The organism is Thiobacillus thioparus DSM 505 (genome assembly GCF_000373385.1).
Classification (GTDB): domain Bacteria; phylum Pseudomonadota; class Gammaproteobacteria; order Burkholderiales; family Thiobacillaceae; genus Thiobacillus; species Thiobacillus thioparus.
This window is the reverse complement of sequence record NZ_KB891317.1, coordinates 35,725-47,992: the sequence shown is the minus strand read 5'-3', so window position 1 is coordinate 47,992 and position 12,268 is coordinate 35,725. Positions and strand designations below refer to the sequence as shown.

Annotated in this window: 13 protein-coding genes; 8 read left to right on the top strand and 5 right to left on the bottom strand. The window is 63.1% G+C overall.

The features are described 5' to 3' along the window. Positions 1–6 precede the first annotated feature (6 nt). The 5 genes from infB (at position 7) to pnp (ending at position 6,628) form a co-directional block, all read left to right on the top strand. Positions 7–2,754, top strand: a complete 2,748-nt coding sequence (infB, locus tag B058_RS0105875; protein WP_018507551.1) for a translation initiation factor IF-2 — start codon at positions 7–9, stop codon at positions 2,752–2,754. Beyond that, the gene (gene rbfA / locus B058_RS0105870) at positions 2,754–3,128 is read left to right on the top strand and encodes a 30S ribosome-binding factor RbfA (protein ID WP_018507550.1); all 375 of its coding nucleotides are present in this window, start codon (positions 2,754–2,756) and stop codon (positions 3,126–3,128) included. The genes infB and rbfA overlap by 1 nt, the downstream gene beginning before the upstream one ends. Further along, positions 3,125–4,021 carry a tRNA pseudouridine(55) synthase TruB gene (gene truB, locus B058_RS0105865; RefSeq protein WP_018507549.1) on the top strand — a complete coding sequence of 299 codons (897 nt, stop codon included), beginning with the start codon at positions 3,125–3,127 and terminating at the stop codon, positions 4,019–4,021. Before rbfA ends, truB begins: the two co-directional genes overlap by 4 nt. Before the next feature lie 89 nt (positions 4,022–4,110). After that, on the top strand, positions 4,111–4,380 hold the full coding sequence (gene rpsO / locus B058_RS0105860) for a 30S ribosomal protein S15 (RefSeq protein ID WP_018507548.1): 270 nt from the start codon (positions 4,111–4,113) through the stop codon (positions 4,378–4,380). Between the two features lie 124 nt (positions 4,381–4,504). Next, on the top strand, positions 4,505–6,628 hold the full coding sequence (gene pnp, locus B058_RS0105855; protein ID WP_018507547.1) for a polyribonucleotide nucleotidyltransferase: 2,124 nt from the start codon (positions 4,505–4,507) through the stop codon (positions 6,626–6,628). 44 nt (positions 6,629–6,672) lie between these two features. On the opposite strand, the gene B058_RS0105850 is transcribed toward pnp, so the two are convergent. Continuing rightward, complete coding sequence (locus B058_RS0105850) at positions 6,673–8,067, bottom strand: sensor histidine kinase (protein ID WP_018507546.1); 1,395 nt, start codon at positions 8,065–8,067, stop codon at positions 6,673–6,675. Continuing rightward, positions 8,064–8,732 carry a response regulator gene (locus tag B058_RS0105845; RefSeq protein ID WP_018507545.1) on the bottom strand — a complete coding sequence of 223 codons (669 nt, stop codon included), beginning with the start codon at positions 8,730–8,732 and terminating at the stop codon, positions 8,064–8,066. The genes B058_RS0105850 and B058_RS0105845 overlap by 4 nt, the downstream gene beginning before the upstream one ends. Before the next feature lie 169 nt (positions 8,733–8,901). On the opposite strand from B058_RS0105845, the gene B058_RS0105840 reads away from it, so the two are divergent. Both B058_RS0105840 and B058_RS0105835 read left to right on the top strand, forming a co-directional pair. Continuing rightward, positions 8,902–9,087: a hypothetical protein gene (locus B058_RS0105840; RefSeq protein WP_018507544.1), complete on the top strand. Its 186-nt coding sequence runs from the start codon at positions 8,902–8,904 to the stop codon at positions 9,085–9,087. 148 nt (positions 9,088–9,235) lie between these two features. Then, the gene (locus tag B058_RS0105835; RefSeq protein WP_018507543.1) at positions 9,236–9,472 is read left to right on the top strand and encodes a hypothetical protein; all 237 of its coding nucleotides are present in this window, start codon (positions 9,236–9,238) and stop codon (positions 9,470–9,472) included. 42 nt (positions 9,473–9,514) lie between these two features. Here the strand turns inward: B058_RS0105835 and B058_RS0105830 are convergent, their stop codons facing one another. After that, the gene (locus B058_RS0105830) at positions 9,515–9,958 is read right to left on the bottom strand and encodes a hypothetical protein (RefSeq protein ID WP_018507542.1); all 444 of its coding nucleotides are present in this window, start codon (positions 9,956–9,958) and stop codon (positions 9,515–9,517) included. A gap of 109 nt (positions 9,959–10,067) precedes the next feature. Beyond that, positions 10,068–10,487 carry an RNA polymerase-binding protein DksA gene (dksA, locus tag B058_RS0105825; protein WP_018507541.1) on the bottom strand — a complete coding sequence of 140 codons (420 nt, stop codon included), beginning with the start codon at positions 10,485–10,487 and terminating at the stop codon, positions 10,068–10,070. A gap of 91 nt (positions 10,488–10,578) precedes the next feature. Between dksA and B058_RS0105820 the strand changes: the two genes are divergently transcribed. Further along, the gene (locus B058_RS0105820; protein WP_018507540.1) at positions 10,579–11,337 is read left to right on the top strand and encodes an HAD family hydrolase; all 759 of its coding nucleotides are present in this window, start codon (positions 10,579–10,581) and stop codon (positions 11,335–11,337) included. A gap of 10 nt (positions 11,338–11,347) precedes the next feature. Here B058_RS0105820 and folD read toward each other — a convergent pair whose 3' ends face one another. Further along, positions 11,348–12,202 carry a bifunctional methylenetetrahydrofolate dehydrogenase/methenyltetrahydrofolate cyclohydrolase FolD gene (folD, locus tag B058_RS0105815; protein ID WP_018507539.1) on the bottom strand — a complete coding sequence of 285 codons (855 nt, stop codon included), beginning with the start codon at positions 12,200–12,202 and terminating at the stop codon, positions 11,348–11,350. Positions 12,203–12,268 lie beyond the last annotated feature (66 nt).

Here is a 12,268-nt window from a genome sequence, read left to right as displayed (position 1 = left end):
GACTGCATGAACGTTGAACAATTTGCCCAGGAACTGAAACTGCCGCCCCAGCTGTTGCTTGAACAGCTGAAAGCGGCAGGCGTCAATAAAAACGATGTGGTCGACTCCGTCACCGAGGCGGACAAGGCACACCTGCTCGACTACCTGCGCAAGATGCACGGTGGCGGGGCCGAGACCGGCAAGACCAAGATCACCATCACGCGCAAGCAGACCGGTGAAATCCGCAAGACCGACAGTACCGGCAAGTCGCGCACCATCACGGTGGAAACGCGCAAGTCGCGCACCTACGTCAAGCGCGATGCCGCCGCACTGGCGGCCGAAGCCCAGCCGGCTGCCGAAACCCCGCCTGTTCCGCAGGTCGAGGTGCCGGCCCAGCCGGTGACTGAGCACAAGATCGAAGCGCCCGTTCCCGAGCCAGTCGTCGAAGCCGCCCCGCCTGCAGCCGTCGAGGTTGAGCCTGTCGCCGCCGCACCCGAGCCTGTCGCCGAAGCCGCGCCGCCTGCGGCCGTCGAGGCCGCTGCGGAGCCCGCAACGGCCCCCGCGCCGGTGGTGAAAAAAACCACTCGCATCAAGAAGGCCTCGATCCTCAACGAAGCGGAAGTCAAGGCTCGCGAAGAAGAGACGCGCCGCCATCAAGCGCTGCAGGAACGTCAGGCTGCGGATGCGCGAGCCCGTACCGAACGCGACGCTCTGCGCAAGCAGGCGGAAGCTGCCCGCGAGGCCGCCAAGCTGGCGGAAGCCCAGAAAGCCGCCGCCCCTGCTGCCCCCGCCACACCGACGGAAAAAACGCTGCACAAACCGGACAAACCCAGCGCAGCCAAAGGCGCCAAAGGTCCGGACAAGAAAGCCGGAGGCACCTGGAAGGACGAAGCCGCACGCCGCAAGGGTGGTCTCAAGACCCGTGGCGGTGCTGCACCTGACGCAGGCTGGCGCGGCCGCAAGGGCAAATCCAAGGCCGGCCACGAAGAAACTACCTTCGTTGCCCCGACCGAGCCGATCGTGCGCGAAGTCCTGGTCCCCGAAACGATCACGGTGGCCGAGCTTGCCCACAAGATGTCGGTGAAGGCGGCCGAGGTGATCAAGGCACTGATGAAGCTGGGCAGCATGGTGACCATCAACCAGGTGCTCGACCAGGAAACGGCGATCATCGTGGTCGAGGAAATGGGCCACATCGGCAAGCCTGCCGCCCTCGATACGCCGGAAGCCTTCCTGATCGACACAGGCGAAGTAAGCGAACATGAAGTGCTCGCCCGCCCGCCGGTCGTCACGGTCATGGGCCACGTCGACCACGGCAAGACCTCGTTGCTCGACACCATCCGCCGCACTCGCGTCGCAAGCGGCGAAGCCGGCGGCATCACCCAGCACATCGGCGCCTATCACGTCGAAACCGAAAAAGGCGTCATCACCTTCCTCGACACCCCGGGTCACGAAGCGTTTACCGCGATGCGTGCACGCGGCGCGAAAGCAACCGACATCGTGGTACTGGTAGTAGCGGCGGACGACGGTGTCATGCCGCAGACGATCGAAGCCATCCACCACGCCAAGGCCGCCAACGTGCCACTGGTGGTGGCGGTGAACAAGATCGACAAGCCCGAGGCCAACCCGGAACGCATCCGCCAGGAACTCGTCGCGCAGGGCGTCACCCCCGAGGAATGGGGTGGCGACACCCAGTTCGTCGAAGTGTCGGCCAAGGCCAATACCAACATCGACGGCTTGCTCGACGCCATCCTGTTGCAGGCCGAAGTGCTGGAACTGCAGGCAGCTGCCGACGGCCCGGCCAAAGGGCTCGTCATCGAGGCGAGACTGGACAAGGGCAAGGGCCCGGTTGCCACGCTGCTGGTGCAATCCGGCACCCTGCGTCGCGGCGACATGGTGCTGGCCGGCCAGGTTTACGGCCGCGTGCGCGCCATGCTCGACGAAGCCGGCAAGACAGTAACCGAAGCCGGTCCTTCGATCCCGGTGGAAATCCAGGGTCTGTCCGATGTGCCGCAAGCCGGCGAGGACATGATGGTGCTGCCGGACGAACGCAAGGCGCGCGAAATCGCGCTGTTCCGTCAAGGCAAGTTCCGCGACGTGCAGCTGGCGAAAAAGCAGGCCGCCAAACTGGAATCGATGTTCGAACAGATGGGCCAGGGCGAAGTGCAGCATCTGCCCATCATTCTCAAGTCCGACACCCAAGGTTCCTACGAAGGTCTGGCGCATGCACTGGGCAAGCTGTCGACCGACGAGGTCAAGGTCAACATCATCCACAGCGGCGTCGGCGCCATCACCGAATCCGATGTCAACCTCGCGCTCGCCTCCAAGGCGGTGCTGATCGGCTTCAACGTGCGCGCCGATGCAACCGCACGCAAGCTGGCCGAATCCAGCGGCGTGGACATCCGCTACTACAACATCATCTACGAAGCCGTGGATGAAGTGAAAGCGGCGCTGTCCGGCATGCTGGCGCCCGAGAAGAAGGAAAGCGTCATCGGTACGGTGGAAGTCCGCCAGGTATTCGTCATTTCCAAGGTCGGCACCATCGCCGGCTGCTATGTGACGGATGGCATGATCAAGCGCAACGCCGGCGTGCGCGTGCTGCGCAACAACGTCGTAATCCACCAGGGCGAACTCGATTCGCTCAAGCGCTTCAAGGACGACGTCAAGGAAGTCAAGGCCAACTTCGAATGCGGCCTATCGCTGAAGAACTTCAACGACATCCAGGAAGGTGACATCCTCGAAGTGTTTGAAGTGGTGGAAGTGGCGCGCTCGCTGTAATGCCGAAGGATTTCCCCCGGGCACGCCGCGTTGCCGACCAGATCCAGCGCGAACTGCCGGAGCTGATCCGGCAGGAAGTGAAGGATCCGCGCGTCGGCATGCTGACCATCACCGAGGTGGAGGTCAACCGCGACATGGAGTTCGCCAAGGTCTTCTTCACCACACTGGGCGGGCAGGCCGAGCATGACGCCTGCCTGCAGGGTCTGCAGCGCGCCAGCGGCTTTCTGCGTTCGCAACTGTCGCACCGCATGCAGCTTCGTGTGGTGCCCAAGCTGACCTTCGTGTACGACCGCTCGGTCGAACGCGGCATCGAACTCACCCAACTGATCGAATCGGCCGTCGCCGAAGACGCCAAACACCCCAAGGACGAGTGAAGCCTGCCCGCCAAGTGGTCGACGGCGTGCTGCTGCTGGACAAGCCGGTCGGCATCACCTCCAACGCCGCACTGCAAAAGGCCAAGTGGCTGCTCAACGCCAAAAAGGCAGGCCACACCGGGACTCTCGATCCCTTCGCCGACGGTCTGCTGCCCTTGTGCTTCGGCGAGGCCACCAAGTTCTCGGCCTACCTGCTGGATGCGGACAAGCGCTATCGCGCCGTGCTGCAGCTGGGCGTCACCACCACGACGGGCGATCCCGAGGGCGAGGTACTCAGCACCCGCGACGTGGCGGTGAACTGTGCCGAAATCGACGCCGTGCTGCCAGGCTTCATGGGCGAGATCGAGCAGATCCCGCCCATGCACTCGGCACTCAAGCATCAGGGGCGCCCGCTCTACGAATATGCCCGTGCCGGGATCGAAATCGAACGACCGCCGCGCAAAGTCACCATCCGTTCGCTGGCGATGACCGAATGTGTCCCGCCCCGGGTCATCCTCGACGTCCAATGCAGCGCCGGTACCTACATCCGCACCCTGGCACAGGATATTGGCGCCGCACTCGGTTGTGGCGCCCACCTCACTGCCCTGACGCGCCTCGGTTCCGGTGGATTCAAGCTGGAACAGTCGCATACCCTGGCCGAGCTGGAAGCGCTCGATCCCGCTCGACGCCATGCCCTGCTGTTGCCCGCAGACTGCCTGGTGGCCCACCTGCCTGCCGTTCTGCTCGACGACACCGAGGCGGAGGCCTTGCGCCAAGGACGCAGCATCGCGCATGCCGCCACCGAGTCAGGCTTGATTCGCGTCTACACGGCTTCGAACACCTTCCTTGGGCTGGCCAACGCGAATGCCGGCCAGCTGGTGCCGCGTCGTCTCATCGCCACGCCACAGGCTTGAGTTAAGTCACTCATTTAGCGTAGAATTCCGGGTTTCCCCGAACGTGTCCCGCACAGCCGCAGGCCACGCGATTTGATAAGGAGTACACCATGGCTGTTACCGTCGCCCAAAAAGCAGAGATCGTCCAGAATTACCAACGCGCCGCCGCCGACACCGGCTCGCCCGAAGTGCAGGTTGCCCTGCTGACGGCCCGCATCAACGACCTGACCGGCCACTTCAAGGCCAACATCAAGGACCACCACTCGCGTCGTGGTCTGCTGAAGATGGTGAGCCGCCGCCGCAAGCTGCTCGACTATCTGAAGCGCACCAACCTCGAAGGCTACAAGACCCTGATCGATCGCCTCGGTCTGCGCAAGTAATCCCTCCAGAGCCACTGTGATGATCCGGCACCCTGCTGCACCGGCACAGTGGATGGGGCGTATTGCCCCCTGAATTTCGCACGCCCCGCTTCTGCGGGGCGTTTTTGCTTTGAAAGGAACTCGTGTGAGCGCTATCAAGAAAACTTTCACCTACGGCCGCCACCAGGTCACGCTGGAAACCGGCGAAATCGCCCGCCAGGCCTCCGGCGCCGTCATCGTCAACATGGACGACACCGTGGTGCTGGTCACCGTCGTCGCCAAGAACGAAGTCAAGCCGGGCCAGGATTTCTTTCCGCTGACTGTCGACTACCAGGAAAAAACCTATGCCGCCGGCCGCATCCCCGGCGGCTTTCTCAAGCGCGAAAGCCGTCCGTCCGAAGGCGAAACGCTGATCTCGCGCCTGATCGACCGTCCGATCCGCCCGCTTTTCCCCGAAGGTTTCTTCAACGAAGTGCAGATCATCGCCACGGTGATGTCGTCCAACCCCGAAGTCAGCGCCGACATTCCCGCGCTGATCGGCGCCTCTGCCGCGTTGTCCCTGTCCGGCCTGCCGTTCGACGGCCCGGTGGGCGCGGCACGTGTCGGCTTCATCAACGGCGAGTATGTGCTCAACCCGACCAACTCCGAGCTGAAGAATTCGGCGCTGGATCTGGTCGTCGCCGGCACCGAGACCGCCGTGCTGATGGTCGAGTCTGAAGCCATGGAGTTGCCCGAAGACATCATGCTGGGCGCGGTCGTGTTCGGCCACACCCAGATGCAGGCCGCGATCAACGCCATCAACGAACTGGCCGATGAAGCCGGTGCCGACGCCTGGGACTGGCAGCCGCTCGCCGAAGACACGGCGATGGTGGAACGCCTGAAGGCCCTGGCCGAAGACGGTCTGCAGCAGGCGTACAACATCAAGCAGAAACAGGCGCGCATGACCGCCGTTGATGAAGTCCGCAGCAAGGCCTTTGCCGAGCTGATCACCGCCGACATGGACACGGTCGCGCAGAACCACGTCAAGGACGCCTTCCATCGCCTGGAAGCCGGTGTGGTGCGCAACCGCATCCTGTCGGGCCAGCCGCGCATCGACGGCCGCGACACCCGCACCGTGCGCCCGATCACCATCCGCACCGGCGTGTTGCCACGCACCCACGGTTCCGCCCTGTTCACGCGCGGCGAAACCCAGGCGCTGGTCGTCACCACGCTCGGCACCGGCCGTGACGAGCAGACCATCGATGCACTGGAAGGCTCCTACTCCGACCGCTTCATGCTGCACTACAACATGCCCCCCTACGCCACCGGCGAAACTGGCCGCGTCGGTTCGCCCAAGCGCCGCGAGATCGGCCACGGCCGTCTGGCCAAGCGCGCGCTGCTGGCGGTGCTGCCGACCAAGGAAGAATTTGGCTACACCATGCGCGTGGTATCGGAGATCACCGAATCCAACGGCTCGTCGTCGATGGCTTCGGTATGCGGCGGCTGTCTGTCGCTGATGGACGCTGGCGCCCCGCTGAAGGCGCACGTCGCCGGCATCGCCATGGGCCTGATCAAGGAAGGCAACCGCTTCGCGGTGCTGACCGACATCCTCGGTGACGAGGACCACCTCGGCGACATGGACTTCAAGGTCGCGGGCACCGAGAAAGGCGTCACCGCGCTGCAGATGGACATCAAGATCACCGGCATTACCAAGGAAATCATGCAGGCCGCGCTGACGCAGGCGAAGGAAGGCCGCATGCACATCCTCGGCATCATGAAATCATCGGTCTCCGAGACGCATGAAATGTCGGCCTACGCCCCGCGCATCATCGCGATGAAGATCAACCCGGAAAAGATCCGCGACGTGATCGGCAAGGGCGGCGCCGTCATCCGCGCGCTGACCGAGGAAACCGGCACCCAGATCGACATCCAGGAAGACGGCAGCGTGAAGATCGCCTGCACCAGCATGGAAGCCGGCGAACTCGCCAAGAAGCGCATCGAGGAAATCACCGCCGAGGTCGAAGTCGGCAAGGTCTACGAGGGCCCGGTCATCAAACTGCTGGACTTCGGCGCGATCGTCAACGTGCTGCCGGGCCGCGACGGCCTGCTGCACATTTCGCAGATCGCCCACGAGCGTGTCAACACCATCGGCGACTACCTGAAAGAAGGCCAGGTCGTGAAGGTGAAGATCCTGGAAGCCGACGAGAAAGGCCGCCTGCGCCTGTCGATGAAGGCACTGCTGGATGCACCGGCCGCCACCGACAGCGAAACGCCGGAAACGGCGGGCTGACTACTGTCCGCCGCAAAAAAACCGCGCTCTATGGCGCGGTTTTTTTATACCTGAGCAGGCGCTGCCGGAAACAGGACGTTCACGACCAGGCCCATGCCCCCGGCCCCTGTTTCCAGGCTCACCTGCGCGCCATGCAAATGGGCGATTCGCTGGACGATGGTCAGGCCAAGGCCGGCACCATCCACGCTGCCCGACAATCGATGGAATGGCGAAAACGCTGCAGCACGTTGCGACTCCGGGATGCCCGGCCCGTTGTCCGCCAATTGCCAGGTTACGCCCTGTTCGGAACGCCGGACCGTCAGCGTGATACGCGTGCCGCCGTACCGCAGGGCATTGTCGATCAGGTTGGCAAGCATTTCCCGCAGCAATTGCGCGTCGCCCATCACCCAGGCCTCGCTGTCCTTCATGTCGAAACCGATCTCCACCCCGCTGGCCAAGGCCAGCGGAACCCACTCCCGCGCAACTTCCCGCACCACGTCCACGCCATCCAGCCGGCTCAGGCGCAGGGTGTTTTCCGCCGCATCGACGCGCGCCAGAATGAGCAGCTTCTGCACCAGGTCGCCCATGGTCTGGGTCGACTGGGCAATACGCGACAACGCATGCTGGGCATCCTCGTGTCGCGCGCTGGCCAGCGCCGCCTCGGCTTGCGCGCGAATGCCCGCGATCGGCGTGCGGAGCTGGTGCGCGGCATCCGCGACGAAACGCGATTGCGATTCCACCGCTTCGGACAGACGCTGCAGCAGCGAATTGATTTCATCCAGAAACGGGCGCAGCTCGGCGGGAGTCTCTCCCAGGGGAACCGGGCTCAGATCGAACGCCTGCCGCGCTGACAGCCGATCGCGCAGCCGGCTCAGTGGCTCGAGCCCCTTCCGCACGCCATAGGCGATGGCAATCGCCGCAGTCAGGGTCATCAGCAGCATCGGAATCACGATCGCCAGGGTGGCACGTTCGGCCATGGCCGAACGGTGCGACAGCGTCTCGCCCACCTGTACCAGGGCGGTCCCACGCGCACTCGTGCCTTTGAGCGAGAGTCCAAAAGCGGCCACCCGGACCTTCTCGCCGTCCTTGATGCCGTCATAGACGATCAACTGGCCCGGCCGGATATCCTGATGGCCAGGAAGCCGCGGCATGTCCTGCTCGCCGTCAATGACACGCCCAGCCGGATTGGTAATGCTGTGGAACAGCAAATCCTCCTGATCGAACACCAGCAATTCGCGCGCGGCAACCGGCAGGTCCACCTGCACCTGTCCCTGCAGGACCTCGACCCGATCGGCCAGCGCGAACGTACGCCGTATCAGCGACCGGTCAAACGCCGCATTGATGAAGTACTGGCTGGAGAAATAGGCGATCACCCACAGCAGAATGAATAGCGGCAGCATCATCCACAGCATGCGGACGATCAGCTGCCGTCGCAGACTTGTCTGGCCTTCCCCGTTCAACGCTCGGCTTCCAGCAGATAGCCCAGGCCGCGCAACGTGCGGATGACCACGCCTGAACCTTCGAGCTTGCGCCGCAGACGATGGATGTAGACCTCCACCGCGTTGTCGCCTACGCCGTCGTCCCATCCCGTCAGACGATCCGCGATCGCCTCCTTGGCCGTGACGCGCCCGGCATGGCTGAGCAGGATTTCGAGCACCCCTACCTCGCGAGCGGACAGCACCAGCGGCGTCTCGTCCACGCTGGCCTGCCGCTTCACGCTGTCGAAACAGAAGCGCCCCATGCGGATCTGGGTGTCAGCCACGCCATGCGCCCGCCGCAGCAAGGCGCGCAGCCGCGCCAGCAATTCATCCAGCGCAAACGGTTTCAGCAGATAATCGTCCGCGCCCGCATCGAGGCCGCGAACGCGATCCTCCACCGTATCGCGTGCGGTGAGGACCATCACCGGCAGAGTTGCGCCGCGTTTGCGCACATTGCGCAGAACCTCCAGACCTTCCCGCCGCGGCAGCCCCAGATCAAGCAGCATGGCGTCGTAGGTATAGGTCTTCAGCGCGGTCTCGGCCTGCACCCCGTCGCGGCTCCAGTCGACCGCGAAGCCTGCCTGCCGGACCGCCAGCATGACGGCCTCACCCAGGGTCGGATCATCTTCCACGAGCAAAACTTTCATATTTAAAGTCTGACACAAAGTCAGGCCTTTCGATCCCGCATGTCGCGAATATCGAGGCATCGCTTCGCACGACGATCCGTAAGGTTCATGTAAGCATGGCGCCGCATAGTGATTTTCATGCAGTCGACTGCGACTGCATGAAAACCCACTTGATCAACAGGAGAAATTGATGAGCAAACTGATGTCTTCCCTGGTCGCCGCCACGATTGCCGGTACGTTCAGCCTGTCCGCCATGGCTGCCGACGCCGCCCCCGCTGCGGCAGAGAAACCCGCCGCTGCACACAAGAGCGTCAAGAAAGCCATGAAGCACACGGCCAAGGCCCCCGAGAAAAAGACCGACGCTGCCAAGCAGTGATTTCCCCGACTGCCTGAAACCGTGCGCGAAAAAATCCATACCCGGCCCCTATCCGTAAGGTTCGTGTAAGTATGGCGTCGCATAGTGATTTCCATGCAGTCGCAATCCGTGACCGCATGTTCCTTTACTTGATCGTATGGAGAAATTGATGAGCAAACTGATGACTTCCCTGGTCGCCGCGACGATTGCCGGCGCGTTCAGCCTGTCCGCCATGGCTGCCGATGCTGCACCCGCCGCACCTGCTGGCGCTACCACCGCTGCCGAAAAGCCTGCTGCAGCCCCCAAGAAGGCCCACAAAAAGGCCAAGAAGCACGTCAAGAAGGCTGCTGCGAAGAAGGCCGAAGAGAAAAAGGGTGACGCTGCTGCCGAACCCGCCGCGAAGTAATTCTTCTTGGCACAAAAAACCGCGCTCTCTGGCGCGGTTTTTTTATGCCGGGCTGGCAAGAAACGATTGCCACCAGCGTTTGCGCTGGCCGGTCACCACCCCGCGCATCTCAAGCTCGCGCGGCGGCGTACGACTCATCAGCCAGCCCGGAAGGATCGATGACTTGGTCGCACTCGATCCGCATGAGCTTCCCAGATGATTGGGATCGTAGATCTTGATGAAGTTGGGCGCATCCAGATTGTCCGCATAGACAATCGCGCAATAATCCTCGTGATGCTCGCGCCGCAGTAGTTCATCCAGTTCGCGCATGAACTGCTGCACCTTGTCGGCGGCGGCCGGTTTCGCAGGAACATCCTGCCCCACCGCATAGAGATACCAGCCCGCCGCGGTATCCACCTTTTGCCAGAACGACGTCAACTGGTCCCAGCGCATCACACTGTAAAGCAGTCCGTTGTAATAACGGTCGAATTCGTCGATGTCTGCCATGGCTCTCTCCGCAGTGAGTCTGGTGGTCGGGGCGACGTGCGCCGCCGGTTTATTCTGTTACACGTCAGGCTGCCCTGAACAGACGACCTGGCGCCACTTCTTTTTGTTGTTATTTGGCGACCTGGCGCTCGCGGATTTCCTCGAGCGTTTTGCAGTCGATGCACAGCGTCGCCGTCGGGCGCGCCTGCAGGCGCTCCAGCCCGATTTCGACCCCGCACGACTCGCAGTAGCCGTAATCGCCGCCGTCGATCTTTGCGATGGTCTCGTTGATTTTCTTGATCAGTTTGCGCTCCCGGTCGCGGTTGCGCAGTTCCAGCGCCATGTCGGATTCCTGGGTGGCGCGGTCGTTGGGGTCGGCGAAAACTGTCTGCTCGTCCTGCATGGAATGCAGGGTGGTATCGATATCCTGCGATAGTTCGGCTTTCCAGGCTTCGAGCATTTTGCGAAAATGCGCGAGCTGTTTGGCATTCATGTATTCTTCGCCCTTTTTGGCCTTGTAAGGCTCGAAGCGCATCAAAGTTTCAGCCATCTCGTTCTCTGTTCTCTTTGAAAATTTCGGTCAAATCCGGGCCAAGCCCAAACCGACTTAATATCAGAATCGCTTACGCGCCGCAACCCATATGACACTGCACGCCCTACTCTTCGACGTGGACGGCACGCTTGCCGACACCGAGCGCGACGGTCACCGTCCCGCCTTCAATCAAGCCTTTGCCGACGCCGGTCTCGACTGGCACTGGGACGTCGCCCTCTACGGCAAACTGCTTGCCGTCACCGGCGGCAAGGAGCGGATGAAACACTATATCGACCACTTCCGGCCGGACTATAGGAAGCCGGACAATTTCGACGAATTGGTGGCCGAGTTGCACAAGGCCAAGACCCGTATTTACAGCGCACTGGCTGCGCAAGGCGACATTCCCATGCGCCCCGGAGTCAAGCGCCTGCTGGTCGAGGCGCGTACCGCCGGCCTGCGCCTGGCGATCGCCACCACAACGACGCCGGAAAACGTCACCGTGTTGCTGGAACACAGCCTGGGCGCAGGCACGCAGAACTGGTTCGAAGTCATCGCCGCGGGCGACATCGTGCCGGCGAAGAAGCCCGCGCCCGACATCTATCACTACACGCTGGAAAAAATGGGCCTCGCCGCCGCTGACTGCCTGGCGTTCGAGGATTCGGAGAATGGCCTGCGCGCGAGCCGGGGGGCCGGCCTGAAAACGCTGGTGACGGTCAACGACTACACGCTGGATCACGATTTCACCGGCGCGGCCGTCGTGCTCTCCGACCTTGGCGAACCCGGTGCGCCGAACCAGCGGCTCGCCGGGGCCGAGTTCGGCCAGCCCTTCGTCGACGTGGCCTACCTAAAAGCGCTGCATCAGCTTTAAGCCGCTCCCCTCAGGGGTTGTGCATGAGCGCGGCTTCGAGCGTATTTTCCAGCAGGGTCGCGACGGTCATCGGCCCCACCCCGCCGGGCACCGGGGTGATCCAGCTGGCACGTTCCACTGCCGAATCGAAATCGACGTCGCCGACCAGCTTGCCGTCGGGCAGGCGGTTGATGCCGACGTCGATCACGATCGCGCCTTCGCGCACCCAGTCGCCAGGAATCATGCGCGGCTTGCCCACCCCCACGACCAGGATTTCGGCGGAACGCACGAAGCTCTCCAGATCGCGCGTCGCGCTGTGGCACACGGTGATCGTGCAGCCCGCCAGCAGCAGCTCCAGGCTCATCGGCCGGCCGACGATGTTGGACGCGCCGACCATCACCGCATTCTTGCCGCGCAATTCCTCGCCGGTGGCGCGCAGCAGCGTCATGATGCCGCGCGGGGTGGAGGGACGCAGCGTCGGCATCTTCACCGCCAGCCGACCGATGTTGTAGGGATGGAAACCGTCGACGTCCTTGTCCGGACGGATGCGCTCGATCACCGTCTCGGCGTCGATGTGCGCCGGCAGCGGCAGCTGCACCAGGATGCCGTCGATGGCCGCGTCGGCGTTCAGCGTATCGATCAGCGCCAGCAGCTGGTCTTGCGTCGTCGCGCTCGGCAAGTCGTGCGACACGCTGGTGACGGCGGCCCGCTCGCAGGCGCGCTTCTTGTTGCGCACGTACACCGCCGAAGCGGCATCGTCGCCGACCAGAATCACGGCCAGGCCGGGCCGGCGTTTGCCCTGCACCTCGCGTTCGGCCACCTTGTCGTGGACCACTGCGAGGATGGTGTCGGCCATGGCCTTGCCGTCGAGAATACGTGCGCTCATCAGACAACCCTGAAGCAAAAGCGTGATTTTCCCGGAAACCCCCCTTCCGACTCAAGCGAAAATTGA

What these genes read in the sequence shown, in the direction of transcription:
- infB (WP_018507551.1), top strand. Translation starts at nt 7, where the DNA reads ATGAACGTTGAACAATTTGCCCAGGAACTGAAACTGCCGCCCCAGCTG.
- rbfA (WP_018507550.1), top strand. Translation starts at nt 2,754, where the DNA reads ATGCCGAAGGATTTCCCCCGGGCACGCCGCGTTGCCGACCAGATCCAG.
- rpsO (WP_018507548.1), top strand. Translation starts at nt 4,111, where the DNA reads ATGGCTGTTACCGTCGCCCAAAAAGCAGAGATCGTCCAGAATTACCAA.
- B058_RS0105845 (WP_018507545.1), bottom strand. Translation starts at nt 8,732, where the DNA reads ATGAAAGTTTTGCTCGTGGAAGATGATCCGACCCTGGGTGAGGCCGTC.
- B058_RS0105840 (WP_018507544.1), top strand. Translation starts at nt 8,902, where the DNA reads ATGAGCAAACTGATGTCTTCCCTGGTCGCCGCCACGATTGCCGGTACG.
- B058_RS0105835 (WP_018507543.1), top strand. Translation starts at nt 9,236, where the DNA reads ATGAGCAAACTGATGACTTCCCTGGTCGCCGCGACGATTGCCGGCGCG.
- B058_RS0105830 (WP_018507542.1), bottom strand. Translation starts at nt 9,958, where the DNA reads ATGGCAGACATCGACGAATTCGACCGTTATTACAACGGACTGCTTTAC.
- dksA (WP_018507541.1), bottom strand. Translation starts at nt 10,487, where the DNA reads ATGGCTGAAACTTTGATGCGCTTCGAGCCTTACAAGGCCAAAAAGGGC.
- B058_RS0105820 (WP_018507540.1), top strand. Translation starts at nt 10,579, where the DNA reads ATGACACTGCACGCCCTACTCTTCGACGTGGACGGCACGCTTGCCGAC.
- folD (WP_018507539.1), bottom strand. Translation starts at nt 12,202, where the DNA reads ATGAGCGCACGTATTCTCGACGGCAAGGCCATGGCCGACACCATCCTC.